This window comes from Dehalobacter sp. DCM, assembly GCF_024972775.1.
Taxonomy (GTDB): Bacteria; Bacillota; Desulfitobacteriia; order Desulfitobacteriales; family Syntrophobotulaceae; genus Dehalobacter.
This window is the reverse complement of record NZ_CP092282.1, coordinates 1,147,216-1,166,071: the sequence shown is the minus strand read 5'-3', so window position 1 is coordinate 1,166,071 and position 18,856 is coordinate 1,147,216. Positions and strand designations below refer to the sequence as shown.

Here is an 18,856-nt window from a genome sequence, read left to right as displayed (position 1 = left end):
ACCAAAGCGCAGGAAACGCTGAATTCGACCATTATAATGAATGCATTTTTCATTCTCATAGCCGAGTGCGCATTCTCTCCGAACGTCCATTTCTGTTATCGATTCAAAAGTGATCGTTCAATTTCGTATTTACTCAATCCTATACCAAGGATCCTATGGGATGGGTCTAGACAACGAGAAGGAAGCATTAAAAGGACACGTCAATCGACTTGCCCTTATTAATTGACAATTTGAGTTATCACTGTTTCTCTAAATCTTTTTCATCCGACGATACAGTGTGGTTTTACTAATGCCAAGCATGGCTGCGGCCCGAGTCACATTGTTGTTTGCCGCTTGCAATGCTTTCTCAACATAAAGTGATTCCAGTTCGTCCAATGAGGGGACCGAGTCATTTTCCTTTTCCTTCGCCATCGCTGTTCGTCGAGTGATGACCGCTCCTTTAAAACCGTTAGTTCCCTTATGGATATCTTCAAAAACATGCTTTGTGGTGATCGTTTTGCCTCGTGACATGCTGATACAGTATACGACAGCATTTTCCAGCTCCCGAACATTGCCCGGCCATTGGTTCTCTCTGAACATCCTTTTTACTTCAAGCGTCATTTCCGGGACCGGGAGATTATTTTTGAGACAGTACTTTTCCAAAAAGTAACTGCTTAACAGCTCGATATCGCCTTCCCGTTCCCGCAAAGGCGGAATTGTTAAGGGCAGGACAGCAAGACGGAAATACAAATCCTGACGAAAGCGTTTTTCATCGATTAAGTGTTTTAAGTTTTGATTGGTGGCAGCGATAATGCGAAAATCTACGGGCTTATATTTTACACTCCCGATACGGACCACTTGTTTATCCTGAAGCACACGGAGAAGGATAGCCTGAACGTCTATGGGCATATCGCCGATTTCATCCAAAAACAACGTACCACCGTTGGCCAATTCGATCTTCCCCGGACGTCCGTGTTTTTCCGCTCCGGTAAAAGTCCCCTGTTCATAACCAAACAATTCACTTTCGATCAAGCTGCGCGGAAAAGCTGCACAGTTCAAGGCGATAAACGGGCCGTCCGGCTTGTATGCGCTGTGAATCGCTTGCGCAAAGAGTTCTTTGCCCGTCCCGCTCTCGCCAGTCAACAGAATGTTTTCGTTGGACATGGCCAGGTCTTTAGCTATCGCTATCGTTTCTTTAATGACAGCACTTTCGCCAATAATGTTATTAAAACAGAACTTGGTCTTCATTCCAATCGTTTTTTCGTTTCGTGGAATTTCTTTTTCTCTGGCTACAATACGGATAGCTGCATAAGCGCGATCATCGGGATCCGTCTTATTGAGCGGGGTATAAATAAATGTATAATTTTTTTCGCCCCGGTCAGTAATAATCCCTCCCTCAAAAAAGGTAGCTTCCCGCCTCTGCATGATAATAGAGAGTGTTTTGGGGTTCTTTAAATAACTGGTAAGCGGAAGCTTATCCACGGGTTTATTATCGACATTACGGATACCGAGATACGATATTGCCTGACGGTTGCTGTCAATAATGTAGCCATCTCTGTCGAGTATGATCATACCGCCTTCCGTCAGGTTCATAATAATATCCTGTATATAACGCCTGTATTCTTTTTCTTTTTCACTGCGTTCTTTCGTCCTTTTTTCAGTCCAACAGCGCTCAATCCCGATGGCAATGGCACTGATCAAATATAAATTGGTGATTTGGGCGGTATCACTCATTTCGCCCCATTCTGTATCCTTTAACCTTTTCGAAAGAAAAATACCGCCGTAATAGTTGCCGTTATCATCGAAAACAGGTGCTCCCCAAACCATATGGGGATAACATGCTTCCAAGTAGTTTTCCGGACCACAGACCTGCATTGGGCAATGATGCTCGCGCATGAGGGAGTGGCAGTTCATCCCCACAACATGTTCGTCCGGAATGGGATTATTATAAACAGAATCATCAAACACGCCTCTTTCTAAAAGTCGCACATTATCGCGATCGACAAGTTCGAGATAAAAGGGCCAACTGTCATCTTGATATTGATAAATCTGATCAAATACACTTTTTGCAGCTTCAATAAGCGCCTCGTTGCGGCTCATGGCTCGGGAAACAGCTCCCCGATCATATGTCTCAATGCGATGAATTTTCTTATCTGGACGCATACCTTCCCGATAACACCGGATCCAACAGTCCGCAATGCGCGGATCAATATCTACATTGGCCAATGGAATATCCGGACCAAGTTCCTGTATTTCCTGTTTGCACCGGATAAGCTCATCCCAGCGTTCCCGGGACATTGGCCGAAAAATAATGTTCCCATTATTAATCATCGTATTGCCCCACTCCCTCGAGTTTCAAAATTGAACGATTATAGTATACCATAATGATAATAGAATGAGAATACGCTAATAGTATCGCACTGTCCAAAATTAAATATCACATTTGGACGTTCATCTTTGTACAAATTGCATTATGTTACAACTTCTTATACATTAAATACAGTATCTATCGGCTATTTTTATTTGGCATGGATATTGCAATGAATTATGCTTGGAGATAAATTTTCAATTATTACTATTGTTGGAGGTATTGAAGTGATCGAAAAACTTGTAAACACAATGGCCGAATTGGACGAGGATGCTTTATTTGACGAAATCCGTGCTGAAATGGCTGCCGGTACATCTACAGATGAAATTATGGCATCATTGCAGGACGGTATGTTTGAAGTCGGACGCCGTTTCCAGACGCAAGAGTATTTTCTTACCGACCTGATCATGTCAGGTGAGCTTTTTAAAGAATCCGTTGAATTGTTAGGCTTGACCGAAGATGAAAGTGTCAATTCCGTCGGTACTTTTCTGATCGGTACAGTATACAGCGATATTCACGACATTGGTAAGAATATTGCTGCTTCGGTATTAAAATCCAATGGTTTTAAAGTCGTTGACATCGGTATCAATGTGCCGAAAGAGGACTTTGTCAAAGCCGTCAGAGAAGCACAGCCGCAGATTATCGGAATATCCTGCTTACTGACAACGGCATTCGATCATGTCAAAGAACTGATTAATGCCTTAAAAGCAGAAGGATTAACCGAAGGCCGGTTTGTTATCATTGGTGGCGGTCCTGTTGATGCGCATACGGTAGCTTATACCGGAGCCGACGCTTATTGTAACGATGCCCAAGATGGTATGATGCAAGCCCGTAAATTTTTGGGGGTGTAAGCAATGAATCAATTGAGTAGCAAAGAACGCATTGACAAAGCCGTATGTTTGGAAAAAACAGATCGAACTCCGATTTGCCTCTCCGGAGACTTTGCATTCTTTCATTATGCTGAACCGTCCGCAGTGACGGCTGATTATGTCGAAAAGTTTCCTTGGGCGCTTGACCGGGCGCTGGATGCTTTAAAACAAATGAAACATGTTGATGCCGTCAGTGTTTTGGGGATCGCCCCCGGAAAATCTTTAGGCGCTGTCTGGATGTCCAAAACCAGACTCCCTGGTATCGAACTGCCGCGAGATGCATCCTGGCAGATCGATGAAGTCGCTTGTATGAAAGTGGAAGACTATGATGTTATCCTGGATAAAGGATGGAAGTATTATCAAAACTACTATTTTGAGAACTACCTTGAATTGACGGAAGAAGATCTGATCGCCGGCGGCAAATATATGGCGTATACTGACCAAAAATTAAACGAAATCGGGTGTGTGAACATGACACCAATGATGGCGCCAATTATCTACGACAGTCTCTGCGCCGGCCGCGGTATTGTCAACTTCTCCCGTGATTTGCGCCGGATGCCGGAGAAAATCAAGGCTACGCTCGATGTCATGCAGGAAGAAATGATCGCTGACTTCCGGCGTGATTTGGCGGCTTTCCAGCAGCGCTGTCCCGGTGAAAAAATTCGGGTAGGTATAGCCCCTGCTGTTCGTGGTAATTGTGATTTTCTCTCCAGAGAAAAATTTGAAAAATTCGTCTGGCCCCTTCTACAGGCAGAAGCTAACGCAGTCCTGGAAATTGGCGGAACGCCTTATTTCCATATGGACGCCAATTGGACTCCCATTCTTGACTACTTCAAAGAATTCCCCGCCAACCGCTGCATTTTTGATAGCGATGGGATGACCGATATTTACAAACTTAAAGAAATCCTTGGTGACCGCATGTGCATAACCGGAAATGCCAGCGCCTCACTCATGGCTCTCGGTACCCCGGATGAGGTGTATGAGGAAACCAAGAAACAAATCGCCGATTTTGGGCCCACCGGTTTTATCATGAGCGGCGCTTGTACTCTTCCGCACAATACGAAGCCTAAGAATCTTGACGCCCTCATCGCTGCTTGCGTCGAGTAGGTTAGGCTATGGTCAAAATCGATATCATTTCCGGATTTCTGGGTGCAGGGAAAACAACCTGGATTAATAAGCTGCTTTCAGAAGCATACGACGAGTCTATGGTCATCATCGAAAATGAGTTTGGTGAAATCGGTATTGACGGGGAGTTGCTCTCCGGGTATAACGCTCAGGTCAGAGAAATCACTGCCGGCTGTATCTGCTGTACGCTGTATGGAGATTTTATGATTGCGCTCAGCCAAATCATTGCCGATCTTCATCCATCACGTATCCTGATCGAACCCACCGGCATCGGCCGATCCAATGATGTCATCCGTGCTTGTCACAAAATTGTTGGTGAAGGTCTGGCCCAGATCAATGCGGTTATAACCGTCCTCGACGCTACAATGCTTCCGGTATTTATCGATATGGGTGGTGAGTTATACTCCGATCAAATCAAGACTGCCCATACTCTTCTGGTCAGCCATATCGAAGATTGTGAATCCGAGGAAGAGGTTCAGTCTGTGGTTTTGACACTGTCCGAACTAAACCCAAATGCGTATGTCATCGCTAAGCCTTGGGCTGAAATTTCAGCATTCGACATCTTGGCCATCGCCGAGGAGCAAACCCTATCTCGGCTGGAAACGAACGCCGAAAAGCGTCATAATTCACATCGGTTTAGCTTCTACAAACCTGCGGAGCAATCCGCACGTGGTAACCATCAGCACAGTGAACACGCTCATCATGGGCTAGAAAACAATAATGAAGGTTTTTCATATATATCGCTGCGTCCAATCAAACGTTTTTCTGAAGATGATTTAAATACGTTTTTTTCCTTAGTATCTGATGGTTGTTTTGGCGTCGTATTCCGCACAAAAAGTCTTCTGACGATGGCTGACGGTCATCGTATCAAAGTCGACTATGTCTTTGGAAAATGGCGGCGAGAAACCTATACGGGTAAAAGCGAAGACAGAGTTGTCCTTATCGGGCAAAATCTGCTTATGCCTGCACAACGTCTTTTTGCCGAATGACTTTTCCACGGTCGACCTTCAGCATGACTGCAAACACCCTAGGAGTTGTTCATAATGAGCCGCTCCAAGGGTGTTTATTTTTTGTTATTTCTTATGGTGCAGTCTGTTCTTTGTTATGGTGCAGTATACGCGATCAGCAATCATCATAAATAATAGCGCTTTTGAACGTTCAGATTTGAATCATTTGCAGAATAAACCTGAAAACGAATTGCACATTTTTAAAATCCACCCGTACTCCGAACTTTATGCCCGGCAGAAACACCTTCAATTGACCGAGAATAGAGAATATATTTCAATTCAACCATATCAGATCGTATGTGGCATGGATTATGCAATTTTACTTTTTTGGTACAGGGTGACCGATCGCTTATTGTTTGACACGCAAAGAAGCGAAAAAGATTCTTAAACAAGGAGTGAGAATATGAACAAACCGGATGGCCTTAAAACCTATTATAAAGGCCTTGGGTTTTGCGGAGGTGCCTGCGGTTCGAATACCACTGAAGTTGATGTCAAAGATGGTAAGATTGTCCGTATCCGACCGATGCATTATGACAGACTTTATACACCGGAGCAAATGAACGCCTGGACTTTAAATGCCAGGGGCAAAAGCTACAAACCTTCAATGAAATCCCAAATCCCGCCATTCAGCCTGGTATATAAAAACAGGGCGTATTCCAACAACCGTATTCCCTATCCATTAAAACGAGAAGACTGGGACCCCAATGGGGAACGTAATCCCCAGAATCGCGGTAAAAGTAAATTTGTCCGCATCTCTTGGGATGAAGCACTGGATATCATCGTCTCTGAATTAAAACGTGTCCATAAAGAATATGGACCCTATTCGGTACTGGGACAGGTTGACGGTCACGGTGAAACCAAAGCCGTTCACGGACCTCATGGCTGCCAAACGGAACTGCTGAAACTACTCGGAGGCTATACCTATCAAGGCCGCCAGCCCGACAGCTGGGAAGGCTGGCATTGGGGTGCCAAACACATGTGGGGCCAGGCTCCATTAGGGCAGGCTAACCAATATAACCTGTGGTATGACGTGTCCCATCATACCGACACGCTGCTCTTCTGGGGCTGCGATATGGAAACAACCCCTTGGGCTTGGGGCGGACAGCAGTCCAGCCGTTTGTGCTTCTGGCTGTCTGAGATCGGCATAAAACAGGTCTATATTTGTCCGGATGTGAACTACGGCTGTGCAGTTCATGCTGACAAATGGATCCCTGTCTTCCCGAATACCGACTCAGCGCTTCATCTGGCCATTATGTATACCTGGCTCAAGGAAAACCTATGGGATAAGGAATATGTCCAAACTCACGCCGATGGTTATGAAATCTTTTTTAAGTACGTCCTCGGTGAAGAAGATGGCATTCCGAAGACTCCGGATTGGGCCGAGCCAATCTGCGGTGTACCTGCTCGGATCATTAAAGCCCTGGCCCGAAAATGGGCCAAAGACAGAACGACCTTATGCCACTGCAACGGCGGCTCCTATATCCGTTCCACCTATTCGCATGAACCGGCTCGGCTGGAAGTCCTCGCCGTAACCATGCAAGGTATCGGCAAACCAGGACGCAACGTCCTGAAATTTATTGAATGGCAGATGTTCGGTTTGAACAGCGCGATGCCAGGCCCGCGTTCTGAAATCATCCCGCATCTCGGCGGTGCCTACCACGGCTGGATGATGGGACTGGTCGAGTCCTTTATTCCCAAGACGTTGATGCCACAAGCCTTAAGCGGCAACTATACGGCGGAGAATCCGTTAAAATGGTATTCTTTCCCCGATGCCGGCTTTCCGGCGGAACAGCAATTCATCGAATATCAATATCCGATCCCGGGTGCCAATCCGATCCGTATGATATGGAGCGACGCGCCATGCTGGACGACCTGCTGGAACGGCGGTAACGCCATGATTGAGGCCTATCGTTCACCCAATATTGAATTTATCGTTACTCAACATCCCTGGCTGGAAAACGACTGCTTATTTGCCGACCTGTTACTGCCGGTCAACACCAAGTTTGAAGAAACGGATATCAGCGTTGACATCTGCGGTGGTGACTTCAACCTGATCTACCGCGAGGATCAATGTATCGACACCATCGGCGAGTCCATGAGTGACTGGGAAATCGCCTGTGCGGTCGCCAAACGATTCGGCCCGGATATTTACGAGAAGTTTACCGAAGGGCTGGATGTCGAAGGCTTTATCCGCCGCGGTTTCGAACAATCCGGCGTACACAATTATCTCAGCTACGACGAATTTAACGAAAAAAAATACTTCGTTGTCCCGATCGCCAAGGACTGGGAAAAAGACCAATGTGGTTTTGAAGCATTTTATAAGGATCCTGAAAACAATCCGCTTGAGACATCCACCGGCAAAGTCCACTTCTATTCTGAAGAATTGGCGCACTATTTCCCGGACGACCAGGAACGGCCTCCTTATCCTAAATTTATCCCTTATGGGGAAACACACCAGGAAAGCCGACTCCATCCCCGCAGTGAAACATATCCGTATCTGATCGTATCCAACCATCCGCGCTGGCGCTGCCATGCTCAGTTGGACGATATCCAATGGCTCAGAGAAATTCCGACCTGTAAAGTGAAAGGGCCCGATGGTTACTTGTATGAACCCGTATGGATCAACCCGCTTGATGCTGAAAAAATTGGTGTTAAAAACGGCGACGTCGTTAAAGTTATCAATGACCGCGGTTGGGTCTTAGGCGGTGTTTATGTTACTGAACGGATCAAACCCGGTGTGGTCCTCCAGGATCACGGTGCCCGTCTTGACCCGATCGAAGCCGGCGTTTCCGATCGCGGCGGCGCCAATAACCTGATCTGCCCGACAAACACGACGTCGAAAAATGCCGTCGGTGAAGTCACCAGCGGGTTCCTGGTCAATATCGAAAAATGTGACGTCTTTGCCCTCGCCAAGGAATACCCGGAAACCTTTGGCAGAGAATTCGACGCCCGCGGCGTCTGCCTCACTAACTGGATCAAGGAAGGAGAATGATCATGAAAGTATTTGTTATCGATATGGCCAAATGCAATGGCTGCTACGGCTGCCAACTGGCCTGTAAAGATGAACACGTGAACAACGATTGGATGCCTTATGCCAAACCCCAGCCGGATACCGGTCATTTTTGGATGCGAATTGAGGAAACCGTCCATGGCCAAGTCCCAAAAGTCAAATTGGAATACCGCCCTGTCTCCTGTATGCACTGTGATAAACCCGCCTGTATCGAAGCAAGCAACGGTGCCGTTTACAAACGCGAAGACGGTTTGGTCATTATCGATCCCGTCAAAGCAGAAGGCAATAAAGAGCTTGTCAACGCCTGCCCCTACCACACCATCTATTGGAACGAAGAACTCAATGTTGCGCAGAAATGCACCGGCTGTGCGCACCTTGTTGATGAAGGCAAATCGCCTCGCTGCGCAGACTTCTGTGCCACTGGCGCACTGCGTTTTGGCGAAGAAGCTGACTTTGCTGCGGAAATTGCCAATGCAGAGGTTCTTGAGCCCGAACTTGGACAGAAGCCGCGCGTTTATTATCTCAATTTGCCAAAATATTTCATCGGCGGCGATGTCTGGGACCGTGCTGACAATGAGATTATTGAAAACGCCGTCGTTACACTCAAAGGCAAAAACGGCTGCGAAATGACCGTCAAAACCGACGACTTCGGTGATTTCTGGTTTAAGAAACTCAATGCGGGCAATTATTCTCTAACCATCGAGGCCGACGGTTACAAAAGCGTTTCCGTAGATCATATCCGGTTGGAGAAGAGCCTGAACCTCGGCGATTTCCCGTTAGAAAAATAACACCTACCATCTATTTATTTACCGAAAAAATACCCGATTTTGAAAGAGGTGAATTGCTTGGCTTACGATGATAAAAGCAAAGTTAAAACGTATTATAAAGGATTGGGGTTAGGTGCATTTGGTTTAAACTCCAACACTGTCGAAGTCGATGTCAAGGACGGCAAAATCCTGCGAGTCCGGCCGCTTAAAATCGACAAGCATTATGACCGCGAATCCCTCCGCCCGTGGACTATCAAGGCTCGCGGCAAGGAATACCATGCTTCTCTGAAAACCCTGATTCCGCCTTTCAGCATTGTCTATAAGAAAAGAACCTACTCGCCCAACCGTATCCCCTACCCGCTAAAACGCGAAGATTGGGATCCCAATGGGGAACGCAATCCCCAGAACCGCGGCAAAAGCAAATTCGTCCGAATCTCCTGGGAGGAAGCAGCCAATCTGATCGCTTCCGAAATCAGACGGGTAAACAAAGTTTATGGCCCCCTGTCCATCTTAGCTCAGGGTGACGGTCATGGCGAAACCAAATTAGTCCACGGACCGCACGGCTGCCAGACCCATTTGCTGGAACTCACCGGCGGCTTTACCTGGCAGGTTCGCAATCCAGATAGCTGGGAAGGCTGGTACTGGGGAGCAAAGCATATGTGGGGACAGGATCCCCTCGGTCAGGGCTCCATTGGCAATCTGCTCTGGGATATGGCGAATAACTGCGGTATGGTCCTCTTCTGGGGCTGTGACATGGAAACGACACCCTGGGGTTGGGGCGGCCAAATTGCCAGCCGTTACTGCTTCTGGCTGACCGAACTCGGTGTTAAGCAGATCTACGTTTGCCCGGATGTGAATTATGGCAACGCCGTTCACGCTGATAAATGGATCCCGGTATTGCCCAATACCGACTCTGCCCTGCACCTGGCGATCATGTACACCTGGCTCAAAGAAGAGATTTGGGATCAGGATTACATTGCAACCCATGCCGTCGGTTTCGATGTCTTCAAAAAATATGTCCTTGGGGAAGAAGACGGCATCCCGAAGACCCCGGACTGGGCTGAACCCATCTGCGGCGTTCCTGCCCGCATCATCAAAGCCTTGGCCAGAAAATGGCATCGGGAAGCAACAACGATTGCCCACTGTAACGGCGGGTCGCTGGTTCGCTCTACTTATTCTCATGAACCAGCCCGTCTGGAAATAGCCTGCTTAGCGATGCAAGGACTCGGCAAACCGGGACGTAACCAGATGAAATTTTTAGAATGGAACCTGATGGGGCTTCCCGACCAGATGCCGGCGCCTGCTTCCGAATTTGCACCGAATCCGCAGGACGGCTATCGCGGCTATATCAACAAACAGGAACCTTCCTTTATTCCCAAGACCTTGATCCCCAAAGCGATCCTCGGGGATTATACTTCGGACAATCCGCTGACCTGGCATTCCTATCCGGTCGCCGGCTGGCCCAGAGAGGATCAGTTCATCGAATACCGCTATCCCCTTTTGGATGCCAATCCAATCCATATGATCTGGACAGACACGCCCTGCTGGACCACCTGCTGGAACGGCGGTAACTCGATGATTGAAGCCCTGCGCAGTGAAAAAATAGAGTGTGTCGTTGCTCAGCACCCCTGGATGGAAAACGACTGCCTGTTTGCGGATATCCTGCTGCCAATTAACACGAAATTTGAAGAACTGGATATGTGCACGGACAACGACAACGGCAATTTCTGTATCGCTTGCTATGAAGGACAGTGTATCGATTCTATCGGTGAATCCAAGAGTGACTGGGAAGCTGTGGGCGAAGTGGCCAAGGCTCTCGGCCTCTATGAAGAATTCACCCACGGTCTTGATATTGAAGGTTGGATCAAAAAGGCGTTTGCCACATCCGGTTTAGCAGAAAAAATTACATTTGAACAGTTTAAGGAAAACGGCTATTATGCTGTACCCACCAAGGAAAACTGGGAAGATGTTCCGGCGGGATTTGAAAACTTCTGTAAGAATCCGGAAGAGTACCCGTTAAATACGCCTACGGGTAAGCTGGAATTCTATTCCGAAGCCCTGGCCAGCTGTTTCCCGGATGATACCGAACGCATGCCGTACCCACGCTTTGTGCCTTTTGGCGAAAGCCATCAGGAAAGCCTGCTGCACCCCCGCAGTGAGAAATACCCTTATTTGATCGTTTCCAACCATCCACGCTGGCGTGTCCATGCCCAGCTGGACGATGTGACCTGGCTCAGAGAAATCCCGACCTGTAAAGTGACCGGAGCTGATGGCTATCAGTACGAGCCCGTTTGGATCAACACCCGGGATGCTGCAAAGCACGGAATTCAAAGCGGCGACGTGGTAAAGATCATCACCGACCGCGGTTGGGTCCTCGGTGGTGCGTATGTGACCGAACGGATCATGCCCGGAGTTGTCTATCAGGACCATGGTACACGCCTTGACCCGATCGTCGCCGGCGAGTCCGATCGTTCCGGTGCGAATAACCTGATCTGCCCGACGACTATCACCTCAAAGAATTGTCCCGGCGAGGTCACCAGCGGTTATTTGGTCAATATCGAGAAAGCTGATCTTGACGCGCTGGCCAAAGAATACCCCGAGGCATTTAATCGCGAGTATGTCAAAGGCACCGGTGTCAGCATCATGAACTGGATCAAACACTGACCGGCACTAACCTAAACACGCCAAATCGAACCTGAAGGATTTTGTCCTGGGCACTATGAGGCCTGGGATATATCCATTAACACCTAACGGAAATCAATAACCCAAACGATCAATACTCAAACGAATACCCCGTCTGCTGTTATGGAGCAATAGGTTCAAAATTCTATTGCTCCTTTACCCTATATAATAAATATGTTCCGAATATATGTTCCAATTGGCAATAGCGCCCAGATCAAGGAGGATTAAATAAATGTTAACCAAACGGCAAAATCTCTTAGAGACCATAAAAGGCGGAAACCCCGATCGTTTTGTCAAACAGCATGAATTCTTAAATATGATCCCGGAAGCCGCTTTTACCATGGCGGGAATACCTTACATTCCCGGTAATACCGGAATAGACCCCTGGGGTGTAACCTGGCAGTACCCGGAAGGACAAATCGGAGCCTTTCCGGTTCATGATGCTGAGCATACCGTCCTTAAGGATATTTCCCAATGGCAAAAATATGTGAAAAAACCCATTATCCCAACTTCGGATGAGGCTTGGGCCCCTGCTCTTGCTCATGCTAAGGCCATCGATCGCCGTGAGGAATTTTTAACCGCTATGGTTTATCCCGGTGTTTTTGATATGACCCACAACCTGATGGGAATGGAGCAGGCGTTGATGGCTTTTTACGAAGAGCCCGAAGCCATGCATGATCTTCTGGCCTGTATTACGGAATTTTATTTGGATTTTGCCCGGACTGTTATCGACAGGTTGCATCCGGACGCCCTCTTCCAGCACGATGATTGGGGCAGCAGCATCAATTCTTTCCTGTCGCCGGAAATGTTCATTGAATTTATTGTACCGTGTTACAAGAAAATCTATGGTTTCTATAAAGCCAACGGGGTTCAGCTGATCGTGCATCACAGTGATTCGTATGCAGCCAATCTGGTGCCCGCGATGATTGAGATGGGAATTGATATTTTTCAGGGTGTTATGAACAGTAACAATATCCCCGAGCTGATCCAAAAATACGGCGGAAAAATATCCTTTATGGGCGGAATCCAAAGCGGCGACGTCGATGCCCCCGGCTGGACAAAGAAAATTGTGGCCGAAGCGGTTGAAAGCACTTGCCGGGCTAATGGAAAACACTATTTTATTCCTTGCATCACTCATGCTGGGCCGATGAGCCATTTCCCAAGCGTCTATGAGGCGATCAACACGGAAATTGACAGAATGAGTAAACTTATGTTTTAATCCAAACAAATGAAATAGGAAGAAGGTATCGTCTCAGGACAATACCTTCTTCCTATTTCATGGGAGTATACAGAGGAGACAAAGGGGACGGAGGAGACAAGTGTCTACGTCCCTTTGTCTCCCCTTTGTCTCCCTGTCCCAGATGTCTCCTTCGTCCTGTTAGAAAAACAGATTTAGGTTCGATTCCTCGGCTTTGGCCAGCATGGTGGCTACACCGCCGATCTCAATACCGTCGATTAGTTCTTCCTTCTTAATGCCCATGACATCCATGGACATCGAGCAGGCAACCAGTTTGATTCCCATGTCCATGGCATTATGCAGAAGATCCTCCAGCGTATCGACGTTTTTCTTTTTCATCACATATTTGATCATTTTGGAACCCATACCGCCCATATTCATATTGGATATGGGCAGCTTTCTTGGACCGCGCGGCATCATGATCCCAAAAGCTTTCTCCAGAGCATCCTTGCTAACCGTTGGTGCATTGTGCTTTTTGAGTATATTTAAACCCCAGAAAGTGAAGAACATGGTCACTTCTTTCCCCATAGAAGCAGCCCCGGTAGCGATAATAAACGATGCCAATGCTTTATCCATATTTTGTTCAAATACAATTAGTGTGGCACCTTTTGGTTTGTCTGTCACTTCGGTAACAGCAGATTGTTCAGGTAATGCTATCGTCTGGTTTTCCGACCTGGAATTTCCCTTTCGCAGATATGCTTTTGTATAGTCTGCCGTCGTCTCAGACTTAATTAAGGTGTTACCCGTTTTACTGCACCAAGCTTCAATATCCCTGGCAAAACCCGGATCGGTGACGAGGATTTCCAGCACCTGGCCGTCCTGCAGCGTTTTCATATTCTCAAATACCTGTTTGATTGGTCCGGGACATTGAAGTCCGCAGCAGTCGATCACTCGGTCTGCCGTTATTTGTTCCGTCGTGGCTTCAGCAATAGCCTTTCCCGTATCATCGACTTTAATCATCTCTTTATCCTTTGTCTCTGCTGCCCAGTTGACGCTGGAATAGGTCCGAAAACCACCGTCCAGGTTGATGGGTTCAAATCCATGCTGAGCGAGAATCCGTGCCGCAATATATCCTCTGAGTCCGATCTGGCACGTCAGGTAGATGGGTTTATCTTTGGGAAGTTCACCCAGCCTGGACCTAAGCTCCGGCAGGGGAATATTGATCGAACCGCTTATTTTACCCAACTCAATTTCTTCGGGCTGTCGAACATCTACCAGAATATTTCCTGCAGCAACAACAGCATCAATTTCATGGTATTGGATGGTTTTAACCTTATTGTCAAGAATATTAGCCGCAGCATAACCGATCATATTCACGGGATCCTTTCCGGAGGAATACGGCGGCGCATAAGCCAGCTCGAGATCCTGTAAATCATAGACGGTAAGATTGCCTTTAATGGCTGTGGCGATGACATCGATCCTCTTTTCAGCGCCCTTATATCCAACCGCCTGTGCTCCGAGGATTTTTCCTTCCTCAGTAAAGATCAGCTTCATATCCAATACTGTGGATCCCGGATAATAGCCGGCATGAGAATTGGGGTGGATATGAATAACGCGATACTTTAAACCAAGTTTAATAGCTTGTTTCTCATTAATTCCCGTAGAAGCCGCTGTAAGATCAAAAACCTTCGCGACAGATGTTCCCAAAGTACCGCGATACGGCTTCGGAGTGCCATATAAATTATCGGCCAAAAGTCTTCCTTGACGATTAGCCGGCCAGGCTAACGGAATATTTGTCGGCTGTCCGGTAATGTAATGCTTCACCTCGATGGCATCACCGATAGCATATATAGATTCGTCGCTGGTCTGCAGATAGTCGTTGACCCGAATAGCGCCTCTTTCTCCTATTTCCAATCCAGCCTTAACGGCTAACATATTTTCCGGGCGCACACCGATCGCCATTATAATCATATCGGCTTCGATCTGCTGCCTGCTCTGAAGAAATACCCGGGATCCGTCCAGCTTGACAACACTATCTTTTAAAACTAACCGGATGCCTTTATCCTGTAGATGGGTGTGAAGCAGGGATGCCATTTCATAATCGAGAGCAGGTTGGACTTGCTCCGTTGCTTCAACCAAATAAACATCAAGGTTCCTTTCCTTTAGATTCTCAGCCATCTCCAGTCCGATAAAACCTCCACCGACAACTACGGCTGTTCTGGCTTGATATTGGTCAATAAAATGATCGATCGCTTCGGCATCCGGAATTGTCCGCAGTGAAAACACCCGGGGATTTCCAGTAATTCCTTCGATTCCAGGAACAATCGGACTTGCGCCGGGAGATAGAATTAAAATATCATAACTTTCTTCATAGACCTGACCTGTCGACAGATTCTTGATTTCAATCTTTTTATCCTGCCGATTAATAGCCGTCACTTCTGATTTAATCCGGATATCGATACGGAATCGGTCGGTCATACCTTTTACGGTTTGAACAAGCAGTTTATCTCTTCCTTTGATTACACCGCCAATAAAATACGGCAGTCCGCAATTGGCAAATGAAATATGCTCTCCTCTCTCCAAAAGAATGATCTCTGAATTTTCATCAAGCCGCCTGAGCCTCGCTGCTGTTGTCGCCCCGCCTGCGACCCCTCCGACAATCACAATTTTCTTATTCATACATTTTGCCTCCTGTAAGGTTATTGAATATGCTTGATAAATAGCAATATATACACAAACGACAAGGTGTGACACATTTCACAGACGATAGTATAGTTATCATAAGGAAGAAACCTCAATTGGTAACCAACCGTTTATCATTTTTACCAATTATTTTATCTTTATTGCACGTCACGTACTCGATATCAAATAATAATCAGGTATTGTCAAAGAGCACGTTGACCAGATCCTTAGCCAGCAGACTCTGAACTGAATAATATACCTCCAAGCCCTGGCGTCTCCCTTTGATGATGTCTTTAGACCGGAGCGCCGAAAGATGCTGGGAAATTGTCGACTGCGGAACCTTAAGACAATTCTGCATATTCATCACATTTGTTTCGCCATTTTCAATCAGCCCTTTGACGATACATAATCGAACAGGGTGTGAAAGCACTTTTAGTATTTCCGCCTTTTCTTCATAATACTCCGGATCGTCATTATAAGACTGCATAGAACCACCTCATTAACTAAATCACTATATTTAAATATTAAGATATATAGATATATTTGTCAACCTTCTCTCCTAACCATGCGATATTTCTTTTCTGTGTTACTGGAAAGCAATACAAAAAAAGACGAGGTCTGCATCCTCGCCTGCGCTAATATCTTTCCCTATCTTATTTAAAATCTTATGTAAAGCAACAAAAACCAATACAGCCGGGACCTGTATGCGTCCCAATAACCGGTCCCAGCGAAAAATCAATGATTTCCTTAGTTTTAAAGTTATCTCGTATCAGTTGTTTTAACTCTTCCAAACTTTCTGGCGATGCAGCATGTGCGATACAAACCCGTTTGTCCGTTAAATCCACTTGGTTTTGTTTAAGATGGTCTAACATCCAAAGAAAAGCTCTCTTCCTGCCTCGCGCTTTTCCTATAACGGCAACTGCCCCGTTAATAAGGGATATGATAGGTTTGATCCCGAGGATGCTTCCGGCGATAGCACTCGTAGCTGATAGTCTCCCGCCCTTTTTCAAATATTCCAACGTGTCAATAACACCATAAAAAGCAATCTGATTTTTAAGTACTTCTATTTGCTTAAAAATATCTTCAGCCTCTATCCCTTGAAAAGCCATTTCTGCCGCTTCGATAACTAAGTGCCCAAGTCCGAAGGTGGCACTCTTTGAATCGATGATATACAATTTGTCATTATTTAATATCTCCTTGGCCATCACCGCGGAATTATACGTTCCGCTTAATTGGGAGGAAATAAAGATACCGATAACTGCATCGCCGTTATTGAGATACTTGCTGAATGCTTCCACAAACTCGCCCGGATTAACCTGAGCCGTCTTTGGCAGCTCCCTATGCTGCGAAAGTTTTATATAGAACTCCTCATTGGTTAAGTCAATTCCATCGCGATATTCTTGATCACCAAAAAGCACTTTAAGAGGTACGATTGAAATTCCATAGTGATCAGCTACGTGCTTAGGTATATCACTTGTGCTGTCCGTAATAATCTTAACTGCCAATTTACCCACCTCATACTGTCTTACAGTGCTTTCCATAATTATTTATACAAAACCACATCCGGTATATCCATATTAGCCCTTTTTATTCGTATTATATTTTTCCTTGAAATAGATGTTGATATTACCTAATGCAGAAACCAGGACCGCCATTTCTTCTTCGTTTAGTTTGGATATCGTTGTCTTGATCATTTCTTCGTGAAAAGCAGCGTGATGACTGTAAACTCGCTGTCCCTTATCCGTAAGTGATATAAACACAATTCTTCTGTCCTCATTACCACGGGTCCGGTTAACATAGCCTTTATTATAAAGGTTATTAATCGAAATGGTCAATGTTCCAATTGTAATATCCAGATCTTTGGCTACGGAAGACATATTACGCCGATCTAAACCAATAGCCTCGATAACATGGATCTCATTGATTGTTAAATCATTGAACTCACCCGCTTTGAGTGCCAGCTCTTCAATATGCAAAATATTGTTGAATAATTTTACTAACAGTTCATTTAGTGTTCCATAAATATTATTCATAATCCACCGCTTTTTGCTTATTTTGAGATTCAAATTATTTCTATATAAAATATATGTCAGGCCTTTCATTTTGTCAATTGAGAATATCTACTCTGCCATTTCAGAAGCTAGCCGAGCATAGCGCAAAGTGAGCTGTTCCATTGTTTGGTCGTCCAAGATTTGTGCAATTTGGGGATTAGCTAAATTTAGCTGGTATATTTTCGTCTTCTTGATAACGAGGTGAGGGTCCTGGAATTCCTTTTCAATTAAACCATCTTGAGCCAGCAAAAAGTGAATGAACTCTTTAATCTCCGAGGTTGACCTTCCCAGTTTTGTAACCAGATAGGAACGTGCACGTGTCGAAGCGAGGTAAGGGAGCCGCATTTGCATTTGAGCAATAATTTTTACTCCTTCGACGAAATCATCACCTGGATTATATTTTGTATATTCCTTATTTAGAAATGTATAAAAAACATCCAGCCCTTCACAATACGGATACAGCCGATGATTAATCTTGTCCTTGACACCAATAATTCTTACTTCTTTTCCCCAGGCGCGAATTCTGCGGATAATCGGCAAAAAGTCCCCGTCACTGGTAAATAAAAGAAAAATATCTGCTGCTTCTGGGCGTGTTACTAATATCTCCTGCACTTCGAGCATGAGCTCAGTATCGGCCGCATTTGCCCGAATATCCGTGTTGACATAGTTATTTTTGCCATAAACATGACGTGTAAAAATATTATTTTTCTCGAAAGCGGTTTGAGTCCGCCAAAATTCTTCTTTATCAAAATTTGCATAGAGATAAACAGCTATAAGTTCGACCCCAATACGAGCGGCATAATCCTCCAATAGCTGGATAAATTCTTCCGGCTGAAGCCTGTAACCATTTTCGTGAAGGCCTTGCCAGATATTTTCGTAGTCAACAAATCCTAATGCCTTCAATGGAGATACCCCTTTACTGTTACATTATTCGGTCTTCTTACCATCCTGTAACACTATATGTTTCGTTAGGACAAGGAGTGACAGTTCTTTTAAAGAAGAGATGCCAGCGTATCGTTGTCAATCGCCGCTCCTTGCCATCCATGGCACCGCAGCATGAATTCATCCATGAAAAGAAAAGATCCCAGATTCGTCACCAGTGACGAATCTGGGATACCGTCTCTTTACAGAAGGTAAAA

The 18,856-nt window shown here is 45.8% G+C and carries 13 protein-coding genes; 7 read left to right on the top strand and 6 right to left on the bottom strand.

Annotated features, from left to right (window positions below):
- Positions 1-249: 249 nt before the first annotated feature.
- Positions 250-2,310: a sigma-54 interaction domain-containing protein gene (locus LPY66_RS05575; RefSeq protein WP_337987107.1), complete on the bottom strand. Its 2,061-nt coding sequence runs from the start codon at positions 2,308-2,310 to the stop codon at positions 250-252.
- 264 nt (positions 2,311-2,574) lie between these two features.
- Here LPY66_RS05575 and LPY66_RS05570 point away from each other — a divergent pair, with 264 nt between their 5' ends.
- The 7 genes from LPY66_RS05570 (at position 2,575) to LPY66_RS05540 (ending at position 13,026) form a co-directional block, all read left to right on the top strand.
- Positions 2,575-3,198 (top strand): cobalamin B12-binding domain-containing protein, encoded by a 624-nt coding sequence (locus tag LPY66_RS05570; RefSeq protein WP_337987106.1) that lies wholly within the window; start codon positions 2,575-2,577, stop codon positions 3,196-3,198.
- A gap of 3 nt (positions 3,199-3,201) precedes the next feature.
- Positions 3,202-4,323, top strand: coding sequence for a uroporphyrinogen decarboxylase family protein (locus LPY66_RS05565; RefSeq protein ID WP_337987105.1), 1,122 nt, complete (start codon positions 3,202-3,204; stop codon positions 4,321-4,323).
- Positions 4,324-4,331: 8 nt separating this feature from the next.
- Positions 4,332-5,330 carry a CobW family GTP-binding protein gene (locus LPY66_RS05560; protein ID WP_337987104.1) on the top strand — a complete coding sequence of 333 codons (999 nt, stop codon included), beginning with the start codon at positions 4,332-4,334 and terminating at the stop codon, positions 5,328-5,330.
- A gap of 421 nt (positions 5,331-5,751) precedes the next feature.
- Entirely contained in the window at positions 5,752-8,340 is a 2,589-nt protein-coding gene (locus LPY66_RS05555) for a molybdopterin-dependent oxidoreductase (protein ID WP_337987103.1), read from the top strand.
- 2 nt (positions 8,341-8,342) lie between these two features.
- Positions 8,343-9,146 carry a 4Fe-4S dicluster domain-containing protein gene (locus LPY66_RS05550; protein ID WP_337987102.1) on the top strand — a complete coding sequence of 268 codons (804 nt, stop codon included), beginning with the start codon at positions 8,343-8,345 and terminating at the stop codon, positions 9,144-9,146.
- Between the two features lie 57 nt (positions 9,147-9,203).
- On the top strand, positions 9,204-11,789 hold the full coding sequence (locus LPY66_RS05545; RefSeq protein ID WP_337987101.1) for a molybdopterin-dependent oxidoreductase: 2,586 nt from the start codon (positions 9,204-9,206) through the stop codon (positions 11,787-11,789).
- Positions 11,790-12,039: 250 nt separating this feature from the next.
- A complete protein-coding gene (locus tag LPY66_RS05540) occupies positions 12,040-13,026 on the top strand; it encodes a uroporphyrinogen decarboxylase family protein (RefSeq protein ID WP_337987100.1) in 987 nt (328 codons plus the stop codon).
- 159 nt (positions 13,027-13,185) lie between these two features.
- On the opposite strand, the gene LPY66_RS05535 is transcribed toward LPY66_RS05540, so the two are convergent.
- The 5 genes from LPY66_RS05535 to LPY66_RS05515 form a co-directional block, all read right to left on the bottom strand.
- On the bottom strand, positions 13,186-15,663 hold the full coding sequence (locus tag LPY66_RS05535; RefSeq protein WP_337987099.1) for a CoA-disulfide reductase: 2,478 nt from the start codon (positions 15,661-15,663) through the stop codon (positions 13,186-13,188).
- 196 nt (positions 15,664-15,859) lie between these two features.
- Positions 15,860-16,153, bottom strand: a complete 294-nt coding sequence (locus LPY66_RS05530; protein WP_337987098.1) for an ArsR/SmtB family transcription factor — start codon at positions 16,151-16,153, stop codon at positions 15,860-15,862.
- 178 nt (positions 16,154-16,331) lie between these two features.
- Positions 16,332-17,171: a DegV family protein gene (locus LPY66_RS05525; protein ID WP_337987097.1), complete on the bottom strand. Its 840-nt coding sequence runs from the start codon at positions 17,169-17,171 to the stop codon at positions 16,332-16,334.
- 72 nt (positions 17,172-17,243) lie between these two features.
- Entirely contained in the window at positions 17,244-17,699 is a 456-nt protein-coding gene (locus LPY66_RS05520) for a MarR family winged helix-turn-helix transcriptional regulator (protein ID WP_337987096.1), read from the bottom strand.
- Positions 17,700-17,786: 87 nt separating this feature from the next.
- The gene (locus LPY66_RS05515; RefSeq protein ID WP_337987095.1) at positions 17,787-18,620 is read right to left on the bottom strand and encodes an NYN domain-containing protein; all 834 of its coding nucleotides are present in this window, start codon (positions 18,618-18,620) and stop codon (positions 17,787-17,789) included.
- Between the last annotated feature and the right edge of the window lie 236 nt (positions 18,621-18,856).

Coding starts and splice junctions, on each gene's coding strand:
- LPY66_RS05575 (WP_337987107.1), bottom strand. CDS start 2,310: ATGATTAATAATGGGAACATTATTTTTCGGCCAATGTCCCGGGAACGC.
- LPY66_RS05565 (WP_337987105.1), top strand. CDS start 3,202: ATGAATCAATTGAGTAGCAAAGAACGCATTGACAAAGCCGTATGTTTG.
- LPY66_RS05560 (WP_337987104.1), top strand. CDS start 4,332: ATGGTCAAAATCGATATCATTTCCGGATTTCTGGGTGCAGGGAAAACA.
- LPY66_RS05555 (WP_337987103.1), top strand. CDS start 5,752: ATGAACAAACCGGATGGCCTTAAAACCTATTATAAAGGCCTTGGGTTT.
- LPY66_RS05550 (WP_337987102.1), top strand. CDS start 8,343: ATGAAAGTATTTGTTATCGATATGGCCAAATGCAATGGCTGCTACGGC.
- LPY66_RS05540 (WP_337987100.1), top strand. CDS start 12,040: ATGTTAACCAAACGGCAAAATCTCTTAGAGACCATAAAAGGCGGAAAC.
- LPY66_RS05535 (WP_337987099.1), bottom strand. CDS start 15,663: ATGAATAAGAAAATTGTGATTGTCGGAGGGGTCGCAGGCGGGGCGACA.
- LPY66_RS05530 (WP_337987098.1), bottom strand. CDS start 16,153: ATGCAGTCTTATAATGACGATCCGGAGTATTATGAAGAAAAGGCGGAA.
- LPY66_RS05520 (WP_337987096.1), bottom strand. CDS start 17,699: ATGAATAATATTTATGGAACACTAAATGAACTGTTAGTAAAATTATTC.